Source organism: Leifsonia sp. 115AMFTsu3.1 (assembly GCF_004362795.1).
In the GTDB taxonomy this organism is placed as follows: domain Bacteria; phylum Actinomycetota; class Actinomycetes; order Actinomycetales; family Microbacteriaceae; genus Leifsonia.
In genome coordinates, this window is the sequence record NZ_SNYB01000002.1 from 1,515,822 (window position 1) to 1,540,245 (window position 24,424).

The window sequence follows — 24,424 nt, forward strand, 5'->3', positions numbered from 1 at the left end:
CGTCAGTGCGTTTTGGTGACGCGCGTGTAGGTGACGAAGCGGTACCGCATCCCGTTGGAGCCGGTGAGCCACTCGCCCGCGTCGACCGTCCAGCCGTCGCCGGGCTCGGGGGCGTACGTGTCTCCCGCGACGTCGAGGTCGATCTCGGTGACCTCCAGCCGGTCTGCCGTCGGAAGCGTCTGGCGGTACAGCTCGGCGCCGCCCATCACCCAGACGGTGGGGGCGTCTCCCGCGGAGGCGAGCGCCTCATCCACCGAGTGCGCCACGATCGCGCCGGGGGCGGTCCAGTCGGCCTGCCGGGTGACCACGATGTTGTCGCGCCCGGGGAGGGGCCGGTAGCGCTTGGGCAGCGACTGCCAGGTGCGGCGGCCCATCACCACCGGATCGTCGCCGGTGAGCGCGCGGAAGTGCCGCAGATCCTCGGTGAGGTGCCAAGGCATGACGCCGTCCGCGCCGATCACCCCGTCGTGGGCCTGTGCCCAGATCAGTGCGATCGTCATACGGCGACGGCCGCGCGGATCGCCGGGTGGTGCTGGTAGTCCTCGACGACGAAGTCCTCGAACCGGTAGTCGAAGATGCTGTCGGGCTTGCGGGCGAAGCGCAGGGTGGGCGCGGGATAGGGATCGCGCGTCAGCTGCTCGGCGACCTGCTCGACGTGGTTGTCGTAGATGTGGACGTCTCCACCGGTCCAGACGAACTCACCGGGCTCGAGGCCGACCTGCTGGGCGACCATGAGCGTGAGGAGCGCGTAGCTGGCGATGTTGAACGGGACGCCGAGGAACATGTCCGCGCTGCGCTGATACAGCTGGCAGGAGAGCTTGCCGTCGGCGACGTAGAACTGGAAGAAGGCATGGCAGGGGGCGAGCGCCATGTTCGGGATGTCGGCCACGTTCCACGCCGAGACGATGATGCGGCGGGAGTCGGGGTCGCTGCGCAGGGTGTCGATGACCTGCTGGATCTGGTCGATGTGCCGGCCGTCCGGGGCCGGCCAGGAGCGCCACTGCACCCCGTACACCGGGCCGAGCTCGCCGTCGGCGTCGGCCCACTCATCCCAGATCGTGACGCCGTTCTCGCGCAGCCAGCCCACGTTGCTCTCGCCGCGCAGGAACCACAGCAGCTCGTACGCGATGGACTTGAAGTGGACGCGCTTGGTGGTGATCAGCGGGAAGCCGTCGGCGAGGTCGAACCGCAGCTGCCGGCCGAAGACGCTGCGCGTCCCCGTGCCCGTGCGGTCGGATTTGTGGGCGCCGTTCGTCAGCACGTCGCGCAGGAGGTCCTCGTACGGGGTCGCAATCTCGCTCACACCCCGATGCTACTTCCCCCGCCCGCGCATCCTGGCCCGCCACCGCCGAGTCCGCAGAGACTTACCGTTTCTCGGCGCGAAACGTGCAAAATGTGCGGACTCGACGGTGGATGGAGTCGGTGGGTGGGGCGGTGGGTGGGGCGGCGGCGGGAGGGAGGCTCTGCTGCTGGGAGGCGGCGCGTCGTAGTCTGGGGGCCATGGACCGGGGAGCGGCCGATCGGCACAGCGACGACGAGCTGGCGAGCGTGCTCGAGGAAGAGGTCGCGCGCATCACGTCCGCCATCCCGATCATCCTTCCCGAGGCGCTCCGCGGGGGTACGGAGGAGGCGGCCGAGGGCGGCGCGCCCGGCGAGACCGAGCCCGACGTTGTGGCGCCCGATGAGGTGCATGCGGACGAGGCGGATGCCGACGCTGCGGAGGATGACGAAGGGGACTGGAGCGGGCCGCCCACGCAGGCGATCAGCTTCGACGACCTGCCCGGTCGCCGGGAGCCGACCGGGCCCGAGCCGACGTTCAGCCCGTGGGTGGCGACAGCGGCCATCCCGATCCAGCGCAGCGAGCCGGAGCCGGAGGCGGTGCCCGTGACGCGGGAGGCGCATCCCACCGGCGCCCACGCTTTGCCGATCGGCGAGCGCGAGCCGGAGGACGGGGACGAGGCGCACCGGCCGGGGCGGCACGCGTCGGCGCCCGCCGAAGCCGAGCCGGAGACGGCACCGGAACCCGCCGCGGCCGTCGCCCCGCCCGCGTACCCGCCGCTCGCGCGGGCGGAGCCGCTCGGGCTGGTGCCGGAAGAGCTTGCGCCGCGGGATTCGGAACCGGTTCCCCTCGTCCCGGTGGTGACGGCGGTCGCTCCCGCAGCGTCTCCGGTCGAGCGCGAGCGGGCCGCGTTGGAGACCGACACCGACGACTCGACCGGTACCGGCCTCCCCGCTCCCGTAGCCGCGTCGGCAGCCGCGACCGCCACTCCGCCGGCCACCGGCGAGGCGCCCGCCCCCGACGCCCCCGCCAAACGCCGTCCAGCGGTCTTCATCCCCGAGGCCGCCGACCTCGAACCGACGGCCGTCGAGCGCCGTGTCGGACGCGCCTCCCGGATGTTCTGGCTCTGGTTCGCCGGCACCTCCTCCCTCATCAGCGTGGGAGTCGGCGCGACGCTGTTCGCTCTCGGGCTGAGCCTGCGCCAGCTGCTCGTGGCGACCCTCGTCGGCGTCGCACTGTCGTTCCTGCCGCTCGGCCTCGGCACGCTCGCCGGCAAGTGGAGCGGCCAGCCGACGCTGGTCGTCTCGCGTGCGTCGTTCGGGTTCCGCGGGAACATCATCCCGACGGTGCTCGCGCTGGTCGTGAAGCTGTTCTGGGGGTCGGTCCTGCTCTGGCTGGCGGGGTCGGCGGCCGGGTCGCTCACGGTCGCAGAGCAGTGGCCGGGGGATGCTGTGCTCGCGACGTCCGCGGGACTCGCCGTCACCATCCTGGCGGCCGTCGCCGTCGCCTACTTCGGGTACGCCCTCGTCGCGCGGGTGCAGCTGGTGCTGACGATCGCCTCCGCCGTGCTCATCGCGCTGATGGTGGCGGCGACCTGGCGGCACGTGGATGTGTCACGAGCGCTCGCCGTGCCCGATGCGCTGTGGACGCACGTCGTCACCGGTGCCGTCATCGTGTTCAGCTACGTCGGACTGGCATGGGCGATGAGCAGCGCCGAGGTCGCACGCTACCAGCGGCCGCTGTCGTCGGGCGGTGCGGCGATGCTGTGGGCGACGTTCGGCGCGGGCGTCCCTCCGCTTCTGCTGGTGTCGTACGGGGGACTGCTGGCTGCATCCAATCCGGGGCTGGCGGGGGAGCTCGCGCGCGACCCGGTGGCCGGTCTGGTGCAGCTCGGGCTGCCCGCCTGGTACCCCGTGCCGCTGCTGCTCGCGGTGGGGCTGTCGCTCGTCTCGGCGCTCGTGCTGACCGTGTATTCGGCCGGTTTCACGCTCGACGCGCTGGGCGTCAAACTCGGGCGGCGGTGGAGCACGCTGATCGCCGGTGCGGCGATAGCGGCGGTGGGTGTCGTGCTGGCCGCGACGGTGACCGACCTCTCCTCCGTCATCCGTGGCGTCCCGACCGCCCTCTCCGTGCCGGTCGCCGCGTGGGTCGGCGTGTTCTCGGGCGAGATGATGCTGCGCACGCGGCGCTTCCACCAGGCGTCGCTGCTCGCTCGCGGCGGCGTCTACCCGGACTGGCGGTGGATCAACGTGGGCCTCTTGGTGGCCGGAACGGCGGTCGGGTGGGGAACGATCAGTTCGCCGTTGCCCTGGCTGGCGTGGGAAGGGTACCTCTTCCGGCTCGTCGGCATCGACCCCAACGCGGGCATCGGTGCGAGCAACATCGGGGTGGTCATCGCCCTCGTCATCGGGATGTTCGGAGTGCTCGTGAGCGCGGTCCCCGCCGTCCGGCGGCAGGAGCTGGCCGCCGCGTGACGCAAAGGGGATTCCGTCCACAGGGTTCGGCGCCGGCGGGTTGTCCACATCCCCGACCCCGTCCGCTGCCGTTCGGACCGCATCCCGTAGGCTGAACGACGTGCCCCACACCCTCGCCTCCGTCCGCGACACCATCGAGCAGCTCTGGCCGCTCGCCGGTGCCGAGAGCTGGGATGCGCCCGGGCTCGTGACGGGCGATCCGGCTGCCGCGATCGGGCGCATCCTGCTGTCTGTGGATGCGGTCGCGGCGACCGTGGACGAGGCGGTCGAACTCGATGCCGACCTGCTGATCGCCCACCATCCGCTTCTGCTCCGTGGCGTCACCAGCATCGCGGAGGACCGCTACAAGGGTGCACTGCTCGCCCGGCTGATCCGCGGCGACGTCGCCCTGTACGCGGCGCACACCACCGCCGATGTGGTCGCCGACGGCACCAGCGACGTCCTGGCCGCGCGGCTGGGGCTCCGCGACACCCGCCCGATCTCACCGGCGGCCGACGGCACGACGGGCATCGGGCGCGTCGGCGACCTCGCACAGCCGACGACGCTCGGGCAGCTCGCTCGCGCGCTCGCCGACATCCTCCCGCCGACGGCCGGGGGAGTCCGGGCCGCCGGCGACTACCACCAGCCGGTCACGCGCGTCGCCGTCTGCGGCGGAGCGGGCGACTCCCTGCTCGGCAGCGACGCCGTGCGCGGTGCGGACGTCTACATCACCGCCGACCTGCGGCACCATCCCGCCTCCGAAGCACGCGAGCAAGCGGTGCTCGGCGGCGGTCCCGCCCTTCTCGACGTCTCCCACTGGGCGAGCGAGTGGCTCTGGCTCGACACCGCCGCCGATGAGCTGCGCGCCGCGCTGCCCGGGGTGGAGGTCGTCGTCAGCGAACTCCGCACCGACCCCTGGGATTTCGTCATCCTGCAATGACCACCTCGCACGAAGGAAGCACCACACCGTGAAAGCCAGCCCTGCCGACCAGAACGAGCTGCTGCGCCTCCAGGCGGCCGACACCCGCCTGGCGCAGCTCGCCCATGCCACCAAGAACCTGCCGCAGGCGGTCGAGCTCCTGAAGCTGCAGCCCGAGGTGGAGGCACTCCGGGCGCGGTGGATCGCCGCCACCGGAGAGCTCGAAGATGCCCGGGCCGAGCTCAAGCGCATCGAGTCCGACGTCCAGGTCGTCGATGCGCGAGCGAAGCGCGACTCCGACCGCGTGCAGCAGTCGGCCTCGATGAAGGACGTCCAGGCACTCGAGGCGGAGCTCGCCTCGCTCGCCAAGCGCAAGAACGACCTCGAAGAGATCGAGCTGACCGTCATGCAGCGCGTCGAGGACCTCGAGCAGGCGCTCGCCGGCGTCGAGGCGGAGCGTGCCGAACTGAACGGCCGCGTCGCCGCGCTCGAAGGCGAACGCGAGGAGGAGGCCGGCAAGCTGGAGGCGCAGCGCACGGCTCTCGCGAAAGACCGGGCAGCCATCGCGGAGACGCTCCCGGCCGACCTGATCGAACTGTACGAGCGCCAGCGCACCCGCTACGGCATCGGCGCGGCGGCGCTGATCCGCGGCGTCTCCATGGGCTCCAACGTGAAGCTGACGGAGTCGGACCTGTCCGACATCCGTCGCGCTGCGGCCGACGACGTCGTGCTCTGCCCCGACAGCGGCGCCATCCTGGTGCGCGGGGAGGACTCCGGGCTCTGACGTGGGAGTCTGATCCGCGGCTCTGACGTGGGTACTGGCGCGCGGCCTGACGTGCGGCCCTGCCCTCGGGCGGCGGACCAGCTCAGGCCGCTGCGCTATCGTTGAGCGCGGAATGGGTCGGCAAGACGGTCGCGTCGGTCCGCGAGAGCGGACCGCCGAGGAACGTCCGGGCTCCGCAGAGCAGGGCGGTGGGTAACACCCACCCGGGGCAACCCGCGAGAAAGTGCAACAGAAAGCAGACCGCCGCGGGCTTCGGCCCGCGGTAAGGGTGAAACGGTGGTGTAAGAGACCACCAGCGGTCGGGGTGACCCGGCCGGCTGGGTAAACCTCGCCCGGAGCAAGGTCGGACAGGGGACCATGAGGCTGCTCGTCTCGTCCCCGGGTAGACCGCTGGAGGGCGGCGGCAACGTCGTCCCGAGATAGATGGCCGTCCGCGGTGTTCGCACCGTGACAGAACCCGGCGTATCAGCCGGCCCATTCCCTCGCGACATTCGTGCCGAATGTGCGCTTTCGGGCGCTCACAACGCACATTCGTGCCGAATGTGCGCTTTCGGGCGCTCATAACGCACATTCATGCCGAATCTTCGGCGTCAGGCGTCGTCGGGCGTGAAGCGGTAGCCCATCCCGGGCTCCGTCAGCAGGTAGCGCGGCCGTGACGGCTCGGGCTCCAGCTTCTTACGCAGCTGCGACAGGTACAGCCGCAGGTACCCGGTGTCCGTCGTGTACTGCGGTCCCCACACCTGGGTCAGCAGGGATTTGCGCGTCACCAGGCGCCGCGGGTTCCGCAGCAGCACCTCCAGGATCTGCCACTCCGTCGGCGTGAGCCGCACCGCATGGGCCCCGCCGTCCCCGTCCCGCCGGGTCACCTGGCGCGCCGCGAGGTCGACCGTCACGTCACCGAATATGATGACCGGTTCGTCCGCCGTCGTACTCTGCCGCCGGGTGAGGGCGCGGATGCGCGCGAGCAGCTCGTCCGCCGCGAACGGCTTCGTGACGTAGTCGTCGGCGCCGGCGTCGAGGGCGTCGACTTTGTCGGCGGAGCCCGTGCGGCCGGAGACCACGAGGATGGGCACGCTCGACCAGCCGCGGAGCCCTTCGATGACCTCGATGCCGTTGAGCTCCGGCATCCCCAGGTCGAGCATCACCAGCTCCGGATGCTGGTCGACCGCGACACTGAGCGCCTCGGCCCCGCTCCGCGCGGTGAGCACCTGGTAGCCGCGGGCGGTGAGCAGGATGCGCAGCGCGCGCAGGATCTGCGGGTCGTCGTCGGCGATGAGGATCTTCACGCGTCCGCCTCCCGTGCCGCGGGCAGGGAGACGACCATGGTGAGTCCGCCGCCGGGCGTGTCCTCCGCTTCGAGTGTGCCGCCCATCCCTTCGACGAAACCCTTCGACAGGGCGAGCCCGAGACCGATGCCGGCATCGTTGTCGGTGTCGGACAGCCGCTGGAACGGCGCGAAGACTGCCTCGCGGCGCTCGGCGGGGATGCCCGGCCCGCGGTCGATGACACGCAGCTCGACCGTCCCGGCGAACTCGCTGGCGGCGAGCACCGGCCGCGCGTCCGGCGGGCTGTAGCGGAGGGCGTTGCCGAGAAGGTTCACGATGACACGTTGGAGAAGGACGCCGTCGGCCAGCATCGGCGGCACGTGGGCGCCGAGATCCAGCTCGACGTCGCCGGGGCCGGCCCCCAGTTCGTCGAGCGCGGGAAGCACCACGTCATCCACTTCGGTCGGGGCCAGCGAGACCGCCAGCGCGCCGGCCTGCACCCGGCTGGCGTCGAGCAGATCGGTGACGAGGGATGCCAGCCCGTGGAGGCTGTCCTCCGCGGTCTCGAGCAGCGCCTCCCGGTCGTCGTCGCCGAGCGCGAGGTCCGACTGGCGGAGGGTGGTCACCGCGGCGGTCGCGGCGGCGAGCGGGCGGCGGAGGTCGTGCCCGACCGCGGCGAGCAGAGCGCTGCGCACGCGGTCGGCTTCGGCGAGAGGCGCGAGCTCCGCGGCCGTGGCGGTGAGGCGGCGGTGTTCGAGTGCGGCCTCCAGTTGCGCGACGATGGCCGACAGCAGCCGCCGATCGCTCGCCTCCAGGTCGCGTCCGTACAGCTCCAGCGTCGCGATCTCGCGCGGCGCGGACGAGGTGGACGCGCGACCGGTCGTCCCGCCTCGGTCGTCGCCCGCCGCCGGGCCGACCGGGATGCGCTGCACGGGTTCCGACGCGCCGGCCTCGCCGTCCTCGGCCACGATGGTCTGTCCGCCGTCCTGCCCGGCGACCACGAGGCGGACCGCACTCAGCCCGAACGCCTCGCGGGTGCGGGCGACGAGTGCCTGCAGCGCATCCTCGCCGCGGATCACGCCGCCGGCGACGGTGGCCAGCAGTTCCGCCTCCGCCGCTGCCCGGATCGCCGCACGGCTGCGGCGCGCCGCCTGGTCGACCACCAGGCTGACGAGCGCTGCGATGACGACGAAGAGGATGAGCGCGAGCAGGTGCAGGGGCTCGCCGACGGTGATCGTATAGAGCGGATCCACGAAGAAGAAGTCGAGCGTCAGCCCCGAGAGCAGCGCCGCGAAGAGCGCCGGCCAGATGCCGCCGACGAGGGCGACCAGCACGACGAGGAGCTGGTAGCTGAGGACGTCCGCCGTCATCGACTCGCCCGACCGCACACTGGTGAGCAGCAGGGTCAGCAGAGGGCCGCCGATCAGGGCGAGCGCGAACCCGTACACCCGGCGCCGCACGGTCAGCCCGCCGCGCGGACGCGGCAGTGAGAACCGCCCGCCGGCGCGCGCGTGCGACACGATGTGCACGTCGATGTCGCCGGACTCGCGGATGACGGTCGCGCCGATCCCCGGACCGGTCAGCAGCGCGGCGAGCCGGCTGCGACGGGAGACGCCGATCACCAGCTGGGTCGCGCTCTCGCCGCGGGCGAACTCGACCAGGGCGCGTGGGATGTCGTCGCCGACCACCTGGTGGTAGCTGCCACCGAGCTGCTCCACCAGCGCGCGCTGTGCCGCGAGGACGCCGGGCTGCGCCTCACGGAGGCCGTCCTGGCTGGTGACGTGCACGGCGAGAAGTTCGCCGCCGGCGCTCCGTGCGGCGATGCGCGCTCCGCGGCGGAGCAGCGTCTCGCCTTCCGGGCCGCCGGTGAGCGCGACGACGACGCGCTCGCGCGCCTCCCAGGTGCCGGCGATCCCGTGCTCAGCGCGGTACGCCAGCAGCGCGTTGTCGACCTCGTCGGCGAGCCACAGGAGCGCCAGCTCGCGCAGGGCGGTCAGGTTGCCGAGGCGGAAGTAGTTCGACAGGGCCGCATCCACCCGCGCCGCCGGGTACACGAGGCCGTCGGCCAGCCGGTCGCGCAGCGCCTGCGGCGCCAGGTCGACCAGCTCGATGCGGTCCGCCCGCCGGAGCACGGCGTCCGGGATGGTCTCCCGCTGCGGAACACCGGTGATCTGCTCGACCACGTCGTTCAGCGACTCGATGTGCTGGATGTTGACGGTCGAGATCACGTCGATCCCGGCCTCCAGCAGGGTCTCGACGTCCTGCCAGCGCTTCTCGTGCTCCGAGCCCGGAGCGTTCGTGTGCGCGAGCTCGTCGACCAGGGCGACGCGGGGGTTGCGGCGCAGGACCGCATCCAGGTCCAGCTCGGTGAGGGTCACCCCGCGGTGCTCGATGGTGCGCCGGGGCACGACCTCGAGCGTGTCGACGAGAGCGGCGGTGGCCGCGCGGTCGTGCGTCTCGACGATGGCGACGACGACGTCCTTCCCGAGCGCGCGGAGCCGTTCGCCCTCTTCGAGCATGGCGAACGTCTTGCCCACGCCCGGGGCGGCACCCAGCATCACCCGGAGGCGACCCCGCGGCATGGGTGTTACGCCGGGGTCGGCGCGGGAGCGTCCTGGGGCGTCCCGGCCTCCGCGCTGCGGCCGCGCTCGCCGGCGTCGCGGCGCTCGTTGCGGACGGTCAGGGCCGCGGCGCCGAGAATGCCCGCGTTGTTGCGGTGCACGGCGGGGACGATCGGGGTCTTCAGCTTCAGCAGAGGGAGGAACTCCTCGTAGTGCTTCGAGACGCCGCCGCCTACGATGAAGAGGTCGGGCGTGAACAGGAACTCGACGGTCGAGTAGTACTTCTGCAGGCGCTTCGCCCACTTCTCCCAACTGAGGTCTTCGCGCTCCTTGGCGGAGTATGCGGCGCGCGACTCGGCGTCGTGGCCGTCGATCTCCAGGTGGCCGAGCTCGGCGTTCGGGATGAGGATGCCGTCGTAGATCAGCGCGGAGCCGATGCCCGTGCCCAGCGTGGTCATGATGACCAGGCCGTCCTTGCCCTTCGCCGCGCCGAAGCGGGTCTCGGCGTATCCGGCGGCGTCTGCGTCGTTGACGAAGTGGATGTCGCGCCCGAGCGCCTTCTCGAACAGGTCCTCGGCGTGCAGACCGATCCAGTCCTTCGCGACGTTGGCGGCCGAGAGGGTGACCCCGTGGCTGACGATCGCGGGGAAGCAGACGCCGACGGGCGCATCCGGCTCTTCCTGGGCCAGGCGGTCGACGATCTCCTTCGTGGTCTCGACGATGTCGTCCGGCTTGCCGCCCTCCGGAGTGGGCAGCTTGACCCTGTCGCTGACGAGCTCGCCGGTCGACAGGTCGACCAGGCCTCCCTTGATGCCGGTTCCGCCGATGTCGATGCCGATCGCGTGCTTCTGCGAAGTCATGCCTCGAATCTACCGCGCCGCGAACCTTACTGCGTGCCGCCACCCGGCCGACGGGTCGCCAGCGCGAGAGGGAGGAACGCATCGTCGACGAACGACTGGAGCGTCGCGTCGTCGGCCGGCGTGAGCCGCATCAGCATCTCGTGGCGGACGAGGGTCAGCGGGAGGTCGGCGACGACGGGGGAGAGCCGCGCGAGGTCGATCTCGCCCCGGGCGTCCGCGCGCTCGAGGATGGCGCCGAGCTGTGTCGGCTGGTCGCCGATCAGACGTTCGCGGAGGCCGGCGATTCCGCCGTCGGCTTCGGTGACGACGCCGGAGAACCGCAGTAGCACCTCCGTCACCAGTCCGCGCCGCCGGGTGTTCATCTGGCGCAGCAGGTCGAGCGTGTCCTCCCGCAGGCTGCCGTGGTCGGGCACCTGGATCGGCTCGGCCGCGAAGTGGTGGCGGATGGCCGCGAGCGCCAGGTCGCTGCGGGTCGCCCAGCGGCGGGCGAGGACGGGGCGGCTGGTGCCGGCGCGGGCGGCGACGGCCTCCATGGTGAGGGCGGCGAAGCCGTGTTCGTCGAGCTCGTCCCAGGCGGCGTCGAGCAGCGCGCTCTCGAGGGCCGCGCCGCGGCGCCGACGACTAGCGGTCTCTTTAGAGTCCATTTGCGCATCTTATCCGATCGTCGTACGATCTCGTTAAGATACAGACGCGCATCTTAAGGAGTGGACATGGCGGAGAAACTGGATCGGACGGTCGTGCGGACGGCGACCGCACTCGTGATCGGCGCGCTGGCGGTGGTCTTCGACACGACCATCCTCAGCGTCGCCCTCCACACCCTGGCGAGCGACCTGCACACGACGGTCGCGCAGATCCAGTGGGTGACCACCGGGTATCTGCTCGCGCTCGCCGCGACGGTGCCGCTGTCGGCGTGGTGCCTGGCGCGCTGGGGCGGAAAACGGGTGTGGATGGTGGCACTGGCGATCTTCCTCGCCGGCTCGGTGCTCTCGGGCCTGGCCTGGAACGCGGACTCCCTCATCGCCTTCCGCGTGCTCCAGGGCGTCGGCGGCGGTCTCATGCTGCCCGTGATGACGACGATGGTGATGGAGGTGGCCGGCGGCCGTCAGCTCGGCCGCGTCTCGGCGGTGATCGGCCTCCCGGCGATGGCCGGCCCGATCCTCGGACCGGTTATCGGCGGCCTCATCCTCGCGCTCGGCGACTGGCGCTGGGTGTTCTGGGTCAACATCCCGTTCTCGGTCGCCGGTCTCCTGCTGGCCTGGCGGATGCTGCCATCGGACCGCGGCCGCGACCCGAAGCGCCGTCTCGACCTGGTCGGCGTGCTGCTCCTGGTGCCCGGGCTCGCGGGACTGCTGCTGGGCCTGTCCGACTCGGTGCTCGACGGCGGGTTCGCGCGGCTCGACGCGTGGCTGCCCCTGGTGGGAGGCGCGATCCTCGTCGCCGCCTTCGTGTTCTGGGCACTGCGGCGGAAGGGCGCTGCGCTGGTGGATGTGCGGCTGCTGCGCGTCCGCTCGGTCTGGTCGGCATCCACTCTGCTGTTCCTCTCCAGCGTCGCCCTGTACGGCGCGATGCTATTGCTGCCGTTGTTCTGGCAGCAGGCACGGGGGACGGATGCGCTCGGCGCCGGACTGCTCCTCGTGCCGCAGGGGCTCGGGACGCTGGCGTGTCGCCCGATCGCCGGGCGCCTCATCGACCGCATCGGTGCGCGGTGGATCGCGGTGGCCGGATTCGCGGTGGTCGCGGTGGCGACCATCCCGTTCGCGCTCGGTCCGACGTCGGCGGCCGATCCGCTGCTGCTTGTCGCCCTGTTCGTGCGCGGGTTCGGGCTCGGCGCGATCACGATGCCGCTCATGGTGGCGTCGTACCAGGGGCTCGCGGGGGAGCAGATCGCGCACTCCAGCATCCTGACCCGGACGGCGCAGCAGCTGGGCGGATCGTTCGGTACGGCGCTGTTCGCCGTGCTGCTGCAAGCGGCGGTGCAGGGCGGGGCGTCGGTGTCGTCGGCCTTCGACACCGCGTTCTGGGTGGCGACGGCGGCGACGGTGCTCGGCGTGGGGATCGCGTTCGTGCTGCCGTCGCCTGCGCGGGCGATGGCCGACGACGCGGTTCCGGCGCCGGTCGCACCGGCTCCTGTGGAGGTCAGGGGAGCGTAAGCACCTCGGCACCGCGCTCGGTCACGACCAGGGTGTGTTCGAACTGGGCGGTGACGCTCCGGTCGCGGGTCACCACCGTCCAGTCGTCGGCCCACATCTCCCACTCGTGCGTGCCGAGGGTGAGCATCGGCTCGATGGTGAACACCATCCCCGGCTCCATCACGTCGTCGTGCGCGGGCGCCGAGTCGTAGTGCGGGATGATCAGGCCGGAGTGGAAGGCCGCGCCGACGCCGTGACCGGTGAAGTCGCGGACCACTCCGTAGCCGAACCGCTTGGCGTACGACTCGATCGCCCGGCCGATGACGTTGACCTGCCGCCCCGGGGCGACGGCCTTGATGCCACGGTTCAAGGCTTCGCGGGTGCGCTCGACGAGACCGGCGACCTCGTCGGAGGCGGTGCCGGCGATGAAGGTCTGGTTGCTGTCGCCGTGGAAGCCGTTCTTGTAGGCGGTGATGTCGATGTTGACGATGTCGCCGTCCTCGATCACGGTGTCGTCCGGGATGCCGTGGCAGATGACCTCGTTGACCGAGCTGCAGATCGACTTCGGGTAGCCACGGTAGCCGAGCGTCGACGGGTAGGCGTCGTGGGCGAGCAGGAACTCGTGCCCGATCGCATCCAGCTCCTCCGTCGTCACGCCGGGGCGGACGGCCTCGCCGACGCGCTCGATCGCCTGCGCGGCGATGCGCCCGGACTCGCGGATGAGCTCCACCTCGTCGGGCGTGTAGACGTCGCCGCGGGTGTACGGAGCGGGCCTGGGGCGGCCGACGTACTCGGGGCGCGCGATCCGGCTCGGCACGGGCCGCATCGGTGTGACGCGACCGGGGATCAGGTGACCGGCGGAATCCTTGGGCATACGATCAACCTTATGACGAGCGACGAGTACGGCATCAAGCAGGACGCCGAGCACAAGTACTGGTACAACATGAAGACCGGCGAGGTGGAGCAGGGTTTCCTGTCGCCCGCGCCGAACCGCGTCGGCCCGTTCGACACCCGCGACGAGGCCGAGCACGCCCTCGAGAAGCTGCGCGAGAACTCCGCGAAGTGGGCCGAGGAGGACGCCGAGGACGGTCGCTAGCCCCGCGACGGTCGGCCGCTCTGACGCGGCCGGCCGCGCCGAGGCGCCCTTCGCGGGCGCCGGCGGCCGCTAGAAGCTGTGCTCGTCGGTCGGGAACGTCCGCTCCTGCACATCCGCCTTGTACGCCCGCGCCGCATCCGACAGCACGGTCTTGATGTCGGCGTACTGCTTGACGAAGCGCGGCACCCGGCCCGTCGTGAAGCCGGCCCAGTCGGTCCACACGAGCAGCTGGCCGTCGACGTGCGGCCCCGCACCGACACCGATCGTCGGGATGCGCAGTTCGGCCGTCACGCGCTTGGCCACCTCGGCCGGCACCATCTCGAGGACGACCGCGAACGCGCCCGCCTCCTCGACAGCGTGCGCGTCGGCGAGCACGTCGTCCGCCGCCTGGCCGCGTCCCTGCACGAGGTGACCGCCGAGCCCGTGCTCGCTTTGCGGGGTGAAGCCGATGTGCGCCATGACGGGGATGCCCGCGTCGACGATTCGGCGGATCTGCTCGGCGCTGCGCCGGCCGCCCTCGAGCTTCACCGCGTGCGCGCCGGTCTCCTTCATGAAACGGACCGCGGTGTGCAGCGCCTCCAGCGGGCCGGTCTCGTACGAGCCGAACGGCATGTCCGCGACGACGAACGCCCGCTTGACCGCGCCGGCGACCGCACGTGTCAGGGGGATGAGGTCGTCGACCGTGACCGGGAGCGTGGTGTCGTAGCCCAACACGTTGTTGCCGGCGGAGTCGCCGACGAGGAGGAAGTCGATGCCCGCCTCGTCGAAGATCTGGGCGGTGAGCATGTCGTAGCTCGTCAAGCCGGTGAACGGCGCCCCCTCCTCCTTCGCCGCCTGGAAGTGGCGGGTGCGCACCCGTTTCAGCGACTGCATCGACGAGGTCGCGGGATGGACGGAGGGCACCGGTGACTGCTCACTCATGCGGCTCAGTCTAGTGACGGCGCGCAGAGGTGTCCGGCGGCTCAGGCGGATATGGGTTCGTGGAGTCCGCGCTTCCGCGCTGCGGCAGCAAGCCGCTTGTCGAAGGTCACCAGTGGGATGTCGTTGTCAACGGCCAGGCCGAGCGCGCAAGCGTCCATCTCGCTCAGTCCGTCAGCGATTTGCAGCTGGGCGAGCAAGAGCGGGCCTTGCTCCGAGAGGTGCGTCGATACCACTCCGAGCCGCCGCAAGTCTTCGAACGCCTCGACCGCCAGGTGTGCCTTGTGAGGACGGATGAGAGCCTCCGCGAAATTCACAGGGTGGACGAGGAAGGCGCGCTCTGATTCGAATACCTTCTTTGATGCAGCGTGGTGTTCGTCTTTCGGATTGAGCAGTCCGATGAGCACGCTCGCATCGAGAACCAAGGTCACTCTGGCCGGCTGTCTCGAGCGCCCGAGGGGCTTTCGGTGAAAGCGTGCGCGTAGCGCGCGCTGATGCGATCGAGTTCGGCCAGCCGATCGTCCGCTTGCTTCCTCTGATCGGCCCGAAGGACGTGCTCGCCCAGCTCGACCAGATGCAGGAGCAGCTTGCTATCCGATTCGCCAGGCCACCTCTCCCGCGCAGCCTCCAGGGCATGGGCGACGGACGGCGTATGTGTCACTTGAGTGCGGAGCAATGTGGTCGGCATGACAGAAGTGTAGCACCTACCTTCTCGGTGTTGCACCGACGCGTTGCGGGGTGGACTCTGCCCGCAACCAGTAGTCTGGACAGGGCCGAGGAAAGGGGCAGGATGGACAAGCAGCGCGACTTCGTTCTTCGCACGATCGAGGAGCGTGGCGTCAAGTTCGTGAGGCTGTGGTTCACGGACGTCGTCGGCACACTGAAGTCCGTCGCGATCGCCCCGGCCGAGGTCGAGGGGGCGTTCAGCGAGGGGCTCGGGTTCGACGGTTCCGCCATCGAGGGCCTCACCCGCGCCTACGAGTCCGACCTGCTCGCCCTTCCGGACGCGACGACCTTCCAGATCCTTCCGTGGCGGGGCGAGATCGACCCGACCGCGCGCATGTTCTGCGACATCACGACGCCGGACGGGCAGCCGGCCGTCTCCGACCCGCGGAACGTGCTCAAGCGGACGCTGGAGAAGGCGGCCGACCGCGGCTTCACCTTCTACACGCATCCCGAGATCGAGTTCTACCTGCTCAAGTCGTCGTCCTTCGGCACCGAGGGCCCGGAGCCCGTCGACTCGGCCGGCTACTTCGACAACGTCCCCGGCGGCACCGCCCACGACTTCCGCCGCCGCTCGGTGCGCATGCTCGAAGACCTCGGCATCTCGGTCGAGTTCAGCCACCACGAGGCCGGTCCTGGGCAGAACGAGATCGACCTTCGGTACGCCGACGCGCTCACCACGGCCGACAACATCATGACGTTCCGGACGGTCATCAAGGAGGTGGCCATCGAGCAGGGCGTGTACGCCACCTTCATGCCGAAGCCGCTCTACGGCCACCCGGGATCCGGGATGCACACGCACATGTCGCTGTTCGAGGGCGACACCAATGCGTTCTTCGAGCCGGGTGCCCAGTACCAGCTGTCGAAGATCGGCCGCCAGTTCATCGCCGGCCTGCTGCGCCACGCTCCGGAGATCACCGCGGTCACCAACCAGTTCGTGAACTCGTACAAGCGACTGTGGGGCGGAGACGAGGCGCCCAGCTTCGTCAGCTGGGGCCACAACAACCGGTCCGCGCTGGTCCGCGTCCCGCTGTACAAGCCGAGCAAGGGCCAGAGCTCGCGCGTCGAGTACCGGGCGATGGACTCCGCGGCGAACCCGTACCTGGCGTTCTCGCTCCTTCTCGCGGCGGGCCTGAAGGGCATCGAGGGCCAGTACGAGCTGCCGCCGGAGGCCGAGGACAACGTCTGGGCCCTGTCCGACGGCGAACGCCGCGCCCTCGGGTACAGCCAGCTCCCGGCCAGCCTCGACCACGCCATCTCCCTGATGGAGGACTCGGAGCTCGTCGCCGAGACGCTCGGCGAGCAGGCCTTCAACTACGTCCTGCTCAACAAGCGCAAGGAGTGGGCGGAGTACCGGGCGCAGGTCACCCCGTACGAGCTGCGATCCAACCTCGAGATCCTCTGACCCCTCCGTCGTGACGCGGCAGCAGCTCTCCCTCACCGCCCTGGCGCGCGCCGGGTTCGTGGGGCTGAGCTCGGTCCGTGACGCGCTGGACGAGCTCGCCGACCTCACCGGACTGACTCCCGAGACGCTGATCTCGGCGCTGTCCGCCGCGGCCGACCCCGACACCGCGCTGGCCTCCGCGCTGCGGCTGCTGCGGCAGGCGCCGGAACAGGCGATGGCGGCTCTCCGCGCCGAGGAGGACGCCCGCCGGGTGTTCCGCGTGATCGGGGCGTCGGAGGGCGCGGCCGAGTTCTTCCTCCGCCAGCCGGCCGAGGTGGATGCGCTCGCCGCGCCGATCGCCGAGCTCCCATCGGCCGACGAACTGCGAGAAGACCTTCTCGCCGTCGTCGGAGCGGTCGACGGCGTGGCCGCCGATGGCGACGAGAGCGCGTGGACGCGCCTCCGCATCCGCTACCGCCGCCGTCTCGTCCAGGTGGCGAGCTTCGACCTGGAGCAGGCCGACCCCGTCGGCGGGTTCGACGCGGTCGCCGCGACGCTCTCCGACCTCGCGGCGGCGGCGCTCGAAGCCTCGCTGGCCGTGGCACGGCGGATGACCATCGGCACCGGTCCCGGCCGCTTCCCCGAAGAGCAGGTGCGCGCGACGCGGTTCGCCGTCATCGGGATGGGCAAGGCGGGCGCCCGCGAACTGAACTACGTCAGCGACGTCGACGTCATCTTCGTCACCGAGGGCGACGACGCGGCCGGACTGGAGCCGGGCCGCGCGGTCGACATCGCCACCCGTCTCGCGATGCTGACGATGCGCGGCATCCACGAGCCGGCCATCGAGCCGGGGCTGTGGGAGGTCGACCCCAATCTGCGGCCGGAGGGCAAGGACGGCGCGCTCGTCCGCACGCTCGACTCGCACATCGCCTACTACGACCGGTGGGCGAAGGGATGGGAGTTCCAGGCCCTGCTCAAAGCACGTCCGCTCGCGGGCGACCCCGGGCTCGGCGAGCGGTACGTCGCGGCCCTCGCGCCGAAGGTGTGGAGCAGCGCCTCCCGCGAGAACTTCGTGGAGTCGGTGCAGCGGATGCGCGAGCGCGTCACCGACCACATCCCGGACGACGAGGTCCACTACCAGCTGAAGCTCGGCCCGGGCGGGCTGCGCGATGTCGAGTTCACGGTCCAGTTGCTGCAGCTCGTCCACGGCCAGACCGACGACGTGGTGCGGCAGCGCGACACGCTCTCCGCGTTGGCGGCCCTCGCCGAGCAGGGCTACGTCGGGCGGGAGGAGGCGGCGACCTTCTCGCGCGACTACCGGTCGCTCCGCCTGATGGAGCACCGGCTGCAGCTGCGCCGCCTGAGCCGCACCCACCTGATGCCGCGCGACGAGGCGGATGTCCGCATCCTCGCACGCGCCACCGGTCTGGCGCCCAGCGCCGACGGGCTCCTCGTGCAGTGGAACGAGATCAAGCACCGCGTGCGCGGGCTGCACGAGCGGCTCTTCTACCGCCCTCTGCTCAGCGCGGTCGCGGCGACACCCGCCGACGACGCGCGGCTCGGCGGGGGAGCGGGGCTCACCAGCGAGCAGGCGGAGGCACGTCTCGCCGCGATCGGGTTCCGCGACCCGCGCGGGGCGCTCTCGCACATCGGCGCGCTCACCTCCGGCGTCTCCCGCCGGGCGGCGATCCAGCGGCACCTCCTCCCGGTGATGCTGCAGTGGTTCGCGAGCGGCCCGGATCCCGACTACGGCCTCCTCACCTTCCGGCGACTCAGCGAAGAGCTGGGCGGCACGCACTGGTACCTGCGGATGCTGCGCGACTCCACGGGGGCGGCCGAAGGGCTCACGCGTGTGCTGTCCGGCTCCCGGTTCGCCGGCGAGCTGCTGGGGCGCATCCCCGAATCCGTCGCGTGGCTCGAAGACGAAGGCGAGCTGCGGCCCCGGCCGGCGGCGCTGCTGCGGGAGGAGACGGCCGCGATCCTCGCCCGGCACGAGTCGGTCGACACGGCCGCCGCGGCGCTCCGCGCGGTGCGCAGACGGGAGATCCTGCGGCTCGCGTTCTCCGGCATCCTCGGGTTCGCCACGATCGAGGAGCTGGCGCACGGCCTCACCGACGTCACCGAGAACATCATCTCGGGTGTGCTGGAGGCCATCCGGCTCGCCCGAGGGGATGCGGACCAGCTGGAGTTCGCCGTCATCGGCATGGGGCGGTTCGGCGGTCGCGAGCTCGGCTTCGGTTCCGATGCGGACGTGATGTACGTGTTCCGGCCGCTGGCGGCGGAACAGGAGGCCGCAAACCGGAGTGCCCTGGCGATCGTGTCGGAGCTGAACCGGCTCACCGAGGACAACCGGCTCCCGCTCGACCTCGACATCGGCCTGCGCCCGGAGGGGAAGAACGGACCGCCGGCGCGCTCGCTCGACTCGTACCGCGCCTACTATCAGCGCTGGTCGCTCACCTGGGAGGCGCAGGCGCTCCTGCGCGCCCGCGGGATCGCCGGGGACGCCGACCTGCTCGCCGACTTCACGGAGCTCGCCGACGAGGTGCGCTATCCGCAGAGCATCGGCGAGCAGGAGATCCGCGAGGTGAAGCGCATCAAGGCGCGCGTCGAGAACGAACGCCTGCCGCAGGGTGCCGATCCGTCCCGCCACCTCAAGCTCGGACGCGGTTCGCTGAGCGACGTCGAGTGGTTCGTCCAGCTGATCCAGCTGCAGCACGCCGCCGAGGTGCCCGCGCTGCGGACCACATCCACTCTGGATGCGCTGGCTGCGGCGGCCGAGCACGGGTTCGTCTCCGCCGAGGACGCCGCGCGGCTGCGTGACGCGTGGGTGTTCGCATCCCGGACCCGATCGGCGATGACCCTGTGGGCGGACAAGACCGCCGATGTGCTGCCGTCCGACCGCGTCGCCCTCGACGGCGTCGCCCGCCTGATGGAATACCCGCCCGGCTCCGCCTCCCGCCTCGAGGAGGACTACCTCGCGGTGACGCGCCGAGCCCGCCAGGTCTTCGAGCGCGCCTTCTACGGCCTCCCGCAGCGCCCCGCCCCCACCGCCTGACGCGCCCGCGCCCCTTCCCCCCACCGTCGAGTCCGCAAACTTTGCACGGTTTCGGGGCGCCCAGCGTGCAAAGTTTGCGGACTCGACGGTGGGACGGTGGCGCGGAGGGCGCGGAGGGCGCGGAGGGGTCAGGCGTCGCGGAGGCGGGCGGCTTTGGCAAGCAGGACGTCGCGCTCGCGTTCGTTCGCGGTGAGGCCCGCCGCCGCGGTCAGCTCGGAGGCCGCCTCCTCGGTGCGCCCGAGGCGCGCCAGCAGTTCGCCGCGGACGCTCGGCAGCAAGTGCGACCCCGGGAGGGCGCCGCGTGCGGCGAGCTCGTCGGCGATCCGCAGCGCGTTGGCCGGACCGGTCGCCATCGACACCGCCGCGGCCCGGTTCAGCTCCACCACCGGGCTCGGGGCGATCCGGCCGAGCGCTTCGTAGAGGATGACGATGCGGTCCCAATCGGTGTCGTCGGCGCTCGGCGCGACCGCGTGGCATTCGGCGATGGCGGCCTGCAGCGCGTACGGCCCGCGCCCGCGACCCAGCTCGTCCGCCCGGGCGAGCGCCGCCCGTCCACGGAGGATCTGCGCGCGGTCCCATCGCGTCCGGTCCTGCTCGGTCAGCAGCACCGGGGTCCCGTCCGGCCGGGTCCGCGCCGAGAAGCGCGCGGCCTGCAACTCCATGAGAGCGACGAGCGCATGCGCCTCGGGCTCCCGGGGCAGCAGCGCGGCGACCATGCGTCCCAGCCGCAGCGCCTCGTTCGCGAGGTCGGCCCGCATCCACTCGCGTCCCGTCGTCGCCGCGTAGCCTTCCGTGAAGATCAGGTAGACGACGCTGAGCACGCCGGCCAGCCGTTGCTTCCACTCGGCCGGCTCGGGGGAGGCGAAGGGGATGCGCGCGGCGGCGATCGTCTTCTTGGCGCGGACGATCCGCTGCTGCACGGTGGCGACCGGCACGAAGTACATCCGGGCGATCTCCGCCGTGCTGAGCCCGGCCACCACGCGCAGGGTGAGCGCGACCTGGCCTTCCCTCGACAGGGCAGGATGGCACGCGGTGAACACGAGCCGGAGCACGTCGTCGTCGATCGGCTCCCAGGAGTCTTCGGCCGTCTCCTCCAGTGTCGCCGCGATCGCCCGGTACCGGTCGTCGAGCCGTTCGCGCCGCCGCCACTGGTCGATCGCGCGGCGCTTCGCCACGGCGACGAGCCAGCCGCCCGGATTCTCGGGCACGCCATCCCGGGGCCATTGGTTCAGCGCCTCGACGAGCGCCTCCTGCGCGAGATCCTCGGCCAGGCCGACGTCGCCGGTCACCTTCGCGAGCGTCGCGACGACGCGCGCTCCGTCGATGCGCCAGACGGCGTCGACCCGTGCCGGGATCCCGCTCATCTTCTGCTGCTATCCGCTCTGCTCAGGCCTTGTCGGCGGCCGCGCGCCACTCGGCCTCCTTCTGGATGTACTCGTTGTCGGCGAAGGCGGCGAAGTCGCTCTCGTCGGTGACGCGGCGCACCTCCAGTTTCGAGCCGGGGCCGAGCGGGCATCGGCTGGCCCACTCCGCCGCCTCCTCTTTGGAGCCGACCTCGAGGATCCAGAAGCCGTTGAACAGTTCGTGGGTCTCGCCGTAGGGGCCGTCCGTGATCGCCGGGGGCGTCGACGAGAAGTCCACGACGAATCCCGTCTCGGCGACATCGTCCGCGAGGCCGTCGCCCGACAGCAGGACGCCCGCGGAGATCAGCTGCTCGTTGTACTTGCCCATCTGGGTGATGACCTCGTTGAAGTCCATCTCCTGGTAGGCCTGCTTCGCGGCGTCGTCCGAGCGCATGATCAGCATGTACTTCATGGGGTGTCTCCCTCAGATCCGGGGTGCTTCGGTCGCACCCTCCTACCATCGTGTCGAACGGCGGTGCGAAAGGTCGACAGGGCGGTGGAAAATCTTCGGGATGCCGACCTCAGACCGGCTGCGCGACCTTACCCCGGGCGTCGTCGCCGCTGTCGCTGGTCTCCGGCTCTCCGCCGTCCACCGTCGCATCGGTGTCGCCGGCCCCCGTGGCGTGCGCCTCATCCTCATCTGTGAACGGCACGCCAGAGCGCGGCGCGTTGTACAGCTCGAGGTCCAGGATGCCTTCCCGCTTGGCGACGATCGTCGGCACCAGCGCCTGGCCGGCCACGTTGACCGCCGTCCGGCCCATGTCGAGGATCGCGTCCACCGCGAGCAGCAGGCCGACACCGTCGAGGGGCAGGCCGAGCGTCGAGAGCGTGAGCGTCAGCATGACGATCGCGCCGGTCGTCCCGGCGGTCGCCGCCGATCCGACGACCGACACCACGATGATGAGCAGGTACTGCAGGATGTTGAGCTGGATGCCGTAGAACTGGGCGACGAAGATCGCGGCGATGGCCGGGTAGATCGCGGCGCAGCCGTCCATCTTGGTCGTCGCCCCCAACGGCGCGGCGAATGACGCGTATCCGCTCGGCACGCCCAGGTTGCGCTCGACGACGCGCTGCGTGAGCGGGAGCGTCCCGATCGAGGACCGGCTCACGAAGCCCAGCTGCACCGCCGGCCACACGCCCGAGAAGTACTGGCGGATCGAGAGACCGTTGCTGCGGACGATGATCGGGTACACAACGAACAGCACGATCGCGAGGCCGAGGTAGATCGCGAACACGAACCAGGCGAGCGATCCGATGGTCGTCCATCCGTAGGTCGCGACAGCGTTGCCGATGAGGGCGAACGTGCCGAGCGGGGCCAGCCGGATGATCCACCAGAGCACACGCTGGACGATCTTCAGCGCCGAATCGGTGAAGGTGAGGAACGGCTCCGCCTTCCTGCCCACCTTCAGGGCGGCGATGCCGATGGCCGCAGCGACCACGATCACCTGCAGCACGTTGAAGCTGACGGCGGAGGTGGCAGTGGCCACGCCATCCACCACATCCACATGAGTGTTGACCTGAGCGCCGACGAAGTTCGCCGGCACCAGGCCGAGCAGGAAGTTCCACCACGTCGCGGTGACGCCGGGATCGGCGGCGGCGAGTTCCCCGTGCGACGCCCGGCTGCCCGGCTGGATGACGACGCCCAGTGCGATGCCGATGCTCACCGCGATGAACGCGGTGATCGCGAACCACAGCAGCGTCCGCCCGGCGAGGCGCGCGGCGTTCGAGACGCGGCGCAGGTTGCCGATGCTGGAGACGATCGCGAGGAAGACGAGCGGGATCACCGCGGCCTTCAGCAGAGAGACGTACGACTGCCCGATCGTGTTGAGTGTGGCGGTGAGCCCGTTAGGCTGTCCGCCCGGTTCGCCGAGCTGGCGTGCGATCAGGCCGGCGACGACGCCGAGCACGAGCGCAGCAGTGACCTGGACGCCGAAGGAGCGAAGCCAGCGGGGGCCGCGCCGGGTCCGTGGCGCAGGAGAGGAAAGCGAAGTGGAAGTCATGCTTCAACGCTAGGAGCGGGGGAGGTGGACTCCCAGTTCTACGGCAACATACCGAAACACACGAAAGGGCCGCACCCGTGATCGGATGCGGCCCTTCGCGTGAGAACGTGCGGATCAGACCCCGTAGTACAGCTCGTACTCGAACGGGTGCGGGCGCTGCGCGAGCGGCTTGATCTCCTTCTCGCGCTTGTACTCGATCCAGGTCTCGATGAGCTCCGGGGTGAACACGCCGCCCGCGGTGAGGAAGTCGTGGTCGGCCTCGAGCGCGTCGAGCGCCTCGCCGAGCGACGCCGGCACCTGCGGGATGTTGCGCGCCTCCTCCGGGGGAAGCTCGTAGAGGTCCTTGTCGACCGGCTCGTGCGGCTCGATGCGGTTCTTGATGCCGTCGAGGCCCGCCATCAGCTGGGCGGCGAACGCGAGGTACGGGTTGCCGGACGCGTCGGGGGCGCGGAACTCGATGCGCTTCGCCTTGGGGTTCGAGCCCGTGATCGGGATGCGGATCGACGCCGAGCGGTTGCCGGCCGAGTAGACCAGGTTGACCGGGGCCTCGAAGCCGGGGACCAGGCGGTGGAACGAGTTCACCGTCGGGTTCGTGAACGCCAGGACGGCCGGGGCGTGCTTCAGCAGGCCGCCGATGTACCAGCGCGCGATGTCGGAGAGTCCGCCGTAGCCGGCCTCGTCGTAGAACAGCGGCTTGCCGTCGTTCCACAGCGACTGGTGGGTGTGCATGCCCGAGCCGTTGTCGCCGAACAGCGGCTTCGGCATGAACGTGGCCGTCTTGCCCCACTCGTTGGCGGTGTTCTTGACGATGTACTTGAACTTGAGGATGTCGTCCGCCGCGTGGACCATCGTGTCGAAGCGGTAGTTGATCTCCGCCTGGCCGCCGGTGCCCACCTCGTGGTGCGCGCGCTCCAGGATGAGGCCGGCGTCGATCAGCTTCAGCGAGATGTCGTCGCGCAGGTCGGCCTGCTTGTCGACGGGGCTCACCGGGAAGTAGCCGCCCTTATACGGGGTCTTGTTGGCGAGGTTGCCGCCCTCTTCGACGCGGCCCGAGTTCCAGGCGCCCTCTTCGGAGTCGACGGAGTAGAAGCTGGAGTTCTGCTTCACCTCGTAGCGCACGTCGTCGAAGATGTAGAACTCCGCCTCGGGGGCGAAGTACGCGGTGTCGGCGATGCCGGTCGAGGCGAGGTACTTCTCCGCCTTCTTGGCGACCTGGCGCGGGTCCTTCGAGTAGATCTCACCGTTGCGCGGGTTGTAGATGTCGAAGACCATGATCAGCGTGCGCTCGGCACGGAACGGGTCGATGTAGGCCGTCGACACGTCCGGGATCAGCTGCATGTCGGACTCGTGGATCGACGCGAAGCCGCGGATCGAGGAGCCGTCGAAGAGCTGACCGACGGAGAAGAACTCCTCATCGACCGTCGAGGCGGGGATGTTGAAGTGCTGCTGCACACCGGGAAGGTCGGTGAAGCGGATATCAAGGAACTTGACGTCGGTGTCCTTGATGAACTTGAGCACCTCAGACGAATCACGGAACATACGGACGACTCCCAATGGCTTTGCGGGTGACCGGACTGCGCGTGCAGCCCACGTCA

Annotated in this window: 21 protein-coding genes and 1 other RNA gene; 8 read left to right on the forward strand and 14 right to left on the reverse strand. The window is 70.7% G+C overall.

Annotation, left to right across the window (positions count from 1 at the left end):
* Positions 1-2: 2 nt before the first annotated feature.
* Together AXZ95_RS18310 and AXZ95_RS18315 are read right to left on the reverse strand one after the other, a co-directional pair.
* Positions 3-500, reverse strand: a complete 498-nt coding sequence (locus AXZ95_RS18310; RefSeq protein WP_018191331.1) for a dihydrofolate reductase — start codon at positions 498-500, stop codon at positions 3-5.
* A complete protein-coding gene (locus AXZ95_RS18315) occupies positions 497-1,303 on the reverse strand; it encodes a thymidylate synthase (RefSeq protein WP_018191330.1) in 807 nt (268 codons plus the stop codon). The genes AXZ95_RS18310 and AXZ95_RS18315 overlap by 4 nt, the downstream gene beginning before the upstream one ends.
* A 197-nt stretch (positions 1,304-1,500) precedes the next feature.
* Between AXZ95_RS18315 and AXZ95_RS18320 the strand changes: the two genes are divergently transcribed.
* From AXZ95_RS18320 to rnpB, 4 genes are all read left to right on the forward strand, one after another.
* Complete coding sequence (locus AXZ95_RS18320; protein WP_018191329.1) at positions 1,501-3,753, forward strand: cytosine permease; 2,253 nt, start codon at positions 1,501-1,503, stop codon at positions 3,751-3,753.
* A 100-nt stretch (positions 3,754-3,853) separates the two neighbouring features.
* Positions 3,854-4,672: a Nif3-like dinuclear metal center hexameric protein gene (locus AXZ95_RS18325; protein WP_018191328.1), complete on the forward strand. Its 819-nt coding sequence runs from the start codon at positions 3,854-3,856 to the stop codon at positions 4,670-4,672.
* Positions 4,673-4,700: 28 nt separating this feature from the next.
* Positions 4,701-5,435, forward strand: a complete 735-nt coding sequence (locus tag AXZ95_RS18330; RefSeq protein WP_018191327.1) for a hypothetical protein — start codon at positions 4,701-4,703, stop codon at positions 5,433-5,435.
* 113 nt (positions 5,436-5,548) lie between these two features.
* Positions 5,549-5,916: RNase P RNA component class A (gene rnpB / locus AXZ95_RS18335), an RNA gene on the forward strand.
* Positions 5,917-6,025: 109 nt separating this feature from the next.
* On the opposite strand, the gene AXZ95_RS18340 is transcribed toward rnpB, so the two are convergent.
* The 4 genes from AXZ95_RS18340 to AXZ95_RS18355 are packed head-to-tail and all read right to left on the reverse strand — an operon-like array spanning position 6,026 to position 10,765.
* Complete coding sequence (locus tag AXZ95_RS18340; RefSeq protein WP_018191326.1) at positions 6,026-6,721, reverse strand: response regulator; 696 nt, start codon at positions 6,719-6,721, stop codon at positions 6,026-6,028.
* Positions 6,718-9,282, reverse strand: a complete 2,565-nt coding sequence (locus AXZ95_RS18345) for an ATP-binding protein (RefSeq protein ID WP_018191325.1) — start codon at positions 9,280-9,282, stop codon at positions 6,718-6,720. The genes AXZ95_RS18340 and AXZ95_RS18345 overlap by 4 nt, the downstream gene beginning before the upstream one ends.
* 5 nt (positions 9,283-9,287) lie before the next feature.
* On the reverse strand, positions 9,288-10,121 hold the full coding sequence (gene ppgK, locus AXZ95_RS18350; protein ID WP_018191324.1) for a polyphosphate--glucose phosphotransferase: 834 nt from the start codon (positions 10,119-10,121) through the stop codon (positions 9,288-9,290).
* Positions 10,122-10,147: 26 nt separating this feature from the next.
* A complete protein-coding gene (locus AXZ95_RS18355) occupies positions 10,148-10,765 on the reverse strand; it encodes a TetR/AcrR family transcriptional regulator (protein ID WP_018191323.1) in 618 nt (205 codons plus the stop codon).
* Between the two features lie 66 nt (positions 10,766-10,831).
* On the opposite strand from AXZ95_RS18355, the gene AXZ95_RS18360 reads away from it, so the two are divergent.
* Positions 10,832-12,271 (forward strand): MDR family MFS transporter, encoded by a 1,440-nt coding sequence (locus AXZ95_RS18360; RefSeq protein ID WP_018191322.1) that lies wholly within the window; start codon positions 10,832-10,834, stop codon positions 12,269-12,271.
* Here AXZ95_RS18360 and map read toward each other — a convergent pair.
* A complete protein-coding gene (map, locus tag AXZ95_RS18365) occupies positions 12,258-13,124 on the reverse strand; it encodes a type I methionyl aminopeptidase (protein ID WP_018191321.1) in 867 nt (288 codons plus the stop codon). The genes AXZ95_RS18360 and map overlap by 14 nt on opposite strands.
* A gap of 12 nt (positions 13,125-13,136) precedes the next feature.
* Here map and AXZ95_RS18370 point away from each other — a divergent pair, with 12 nt between their 5' ends.
* Positions 13,137-13,346, forward strand: a complete 210-nt coding sequence (locus AXZ95_RS18370; protein ID WP_018191320.1) for an SPOR domain-containing protein — start codon at positions 13,137-13,139, stop codon at positions 13,344-13,346.
* 69 nt (positions 13,347-13,415) lie between these two features.
* On the opposite strand, the gene panB is transcribed toward AXZ95_RS18370, so the two are convergent.
* Genes panB through AXZ95_RS18385 form a run of 3 tightly spaced genes read right to left on the reverse strand, consistent with a single transcriptional unit; the run spans position 13,416 to position 14,952 of the window.
* Positions 13,416-14,267, reverse strand: a complete 852-nt coding sequence (panB, locus tag AXZ95_RS18375; RefSeq protein ID WP_018191319.1) for a 3-methyl-2-oxobutanoate hydroxymethyltransferase — start codon at positions 14,265-14,267, stop codon at positions 13,416-13,418.
* 41 nt (positions 14,268-14,308) lie between these two features.
* The gene (locus AXZ95_RS18380) at positions 14,309-14,695 is read right to left on the reverse strand and encodes a type II toxin-antitoxin system VapC family toxin (RefSeq protein WP_043742455.1); all 387 of its coding nucleotides are present in this window, start codon (positions 14,693-14,695) and stop codon (positions 14,309-14,311) included.
* Positions 14,692-14,952, reverse strand: coding sequence for a hypothetical protein (locus tag AXZ95_RS18385; protein ID WP_018191317.1), 261 nt, complete (start codon positions 14,950-14,952; stop codon positions 14,692-14,694). Before AXZ95_RS18385 ends, AXZ95_RS18380 begins: the two co-directional genes overlap by 4 nt.
* 102 nt (positions 14,953-15,054) lie before the next feature.
* Between AXZ95_RS18385 and glnA (AXZ95_RS18390) the strand changes: the two genes are divergently transcribed.
* Complete coding sequence (gene glnA / locus AXZ95_RS18390; RefSeq protein ID WP_018191316.1) at positions 15,055-16,392, forward strand: type I glutamate--ammonia ligase; 1,338 nt, start codon at positions 15,055-15,057, stop codon at positions 16,390-16,392.
* Positions 16,393-16,402: 10 nt separating this feature from the next.
* The gene (locus AXZ95_RS18395; RefSeq protein ID WP_018191315.1) at positions 16,403-19,426 is read left to right on the forward strand and encodes a bifunctional [glutamine synthetase] adenylyltransferase/[glutamine synthetase]-adenylyl-L-tyrosine phosphorylase; all 3,024 of its coding nucleotides are present in this window, start codon (positions 16,403-16,405) and stop codon (positions 19,424-19,426) included.
* Between the two features lie 128 nt (positions 19,427-19,554).
* Here the strand turns inward: AXZ95_RS18395 and AXZ95_RS18400 are convergent, their stop codons facing one another.
* The 4 genes from AXZ95_RS18400 to glnA (AXZ95_RS18415) form a co-directional block, all read right to left on the reverse strand.
* Complete coding sequence (locus AXZ95_RS18400) at positions 19,555-20,790, reverse strand: RNA polymerase sigma factor (RefSeq protein ID WP_018191314.1); 1,236 nt, start codon at positions 20,788-20,790, stop codon at positions 19,555-19,557.
* Positions 20,791-20,812: 22 nt separating this feature from the next.
* A complete protein-coding gene (locus tag AXZ95_RS18405) occupies positions 20,813-21,241 on the reverse strand; it encodes a YciI family protein (protein ID WP_018191313.1) in 429 nt (142 codons plus the stop codon).
* A 109-nt stretch (positions 21,242-21,350) separates the two neighbouring features.
* Positions 21,351-22,829 (reverse strand): dicarboxylate/amino acid:cation symporter, encoded by a 1,479-nt coding sequence (locus AXZ95_RS18410; RefSeq protein WP_081626611.1) that lies wholly within the window; start codon positions 22,827-22,829, stop codon positions 21,351-21,353.
* A 114-nt stretch (positions 22,830-22,943) separates the two neighbouring features.
* A complete protein-coding gene (gene glnA / locus AXZ95_RS18415; RefSeq protein ID WP_018191311.1) occupies positions 22,944-24,368 on the reverse strand; it encodes a type I glutamate--ammonia ligase in 1,425 nt (474 codons plus the stop codon).
* Positions 24,369-24,424: the final 56 nt, after the last annotated feature.

What these genes read in the sequence shown, in the direction of transcription:
- AXZ95_RS18400 (WP_018191314.1), bottom strand. Translation starts at nt 20,790, where the DNA reads ATGAGCGGGATCCCGGCACGGGTCGACGCCGTCTGGCGCATCGACGGA.
- AXZ95_RS18405 (WP_018191313.1), bottom strand. Translation starts at nt 21,241, where the DNA reads ATGAAGTACATGCTGATCATGCGCTCGGACGACGCCGCGAAGCAGGCC.
- AXZ95_RS18355 (WP_018191323.1), bottom strand. Translation starts at nt 10,765, where the DNA reads ATGGACTCTAAAGAGACCGCTAGTCGTCGGCGCCGCGGCGCGGCCCTC.
- AXZ95_RS18320 (WP_018191329.1), top strand. Translation starts at nt 1,501, where the DNA reads ATGGACCGGGGAGCGGCCGATCGGCACAGCGACGACGAGCTGGCGAGC.
- ppgK (WP_018191324.1), bottom strand. Translation starts at nt 10,121, where the DNA reads ATGACTTCGCAGAAGCACGCGATCGGCATCGACATCGGCGGAACCGGC.
- AXZ95_RS18345 (WP_018191325.1), bottom strand. Translation starts at nt 9,282, where the DNA reads ATGCCGCGGGGTCGCCTCCGGGTGATGCTGGGTGCCGCCCCGGGCGTG.
- AXZ95_RS18385 (WP_018191317.1), bottom strand. Translation starts at nt 14,952, where the DNA reads ATGCCGACCACATTGCTCCGCACTCAAGTGACACATACGCCGTCCGTC.
- map (WP_018191321.1), bottom strand. Translation starts at nt 13,124, where the DNA reads ATGCCCAAGGATTCCGCCGGTCACCTGATCCCCGGTCGCGTCACACCG.
- glnA (WP_018191316.1), top strand. Translation starts at nt 15,055, where the DNA reads ATGGACAAGCAGCGCGACTTCGTTCTTCGCACGATCGAGGAGCGTGGC.
- glnA (WP_018191311.1), bottom strand. Translation starts at nt 24,368, where the DNA reads ATGTTCCGTGATTCGTCTGAGGTGCTCAAGTTCATCAAGGACACCGAC.
- AXZ95_RS18370 (WP_018191320.1), top strand. Translation starts at nt 13,137, where the DNA reads ATGACGAGCGACGAGTACGGCATCAAGCAGGACGCCGAGCACAAGTAC.
- panB (WP_018191319.1), bottom strand. Translation starts at nt 14,267, where the DNA reads ATGAGTGAGCAGTCACCGGTGCCCTCCGTCCATCCCGCGACCTCGTCG.
- AXZ95_RS18410 (WP_081626611.1), bottom strand. Translation starts at nt 22,829, where the DNA reads ATGACTTCCACTTCGCTTTCCTCTCCTGCGCCACGGACCCGGCGCGGC.
- AXZ95_RS18360 (WP_018191322.1), top strand. Translation starts at nt 10,832, where the DNA reads ATGGCGGAGAAACTGGATCGGACGGTCGTGCGGACGGCGACCGCACTC.
- AXZ95_RS18310 (WP_018191331.1), bottom strand. Translation starts at nt 500, where the DNA reads ATGACGATCGCACTGATCTGGGCACAGGCCCACGACGGGGTGATCGGC.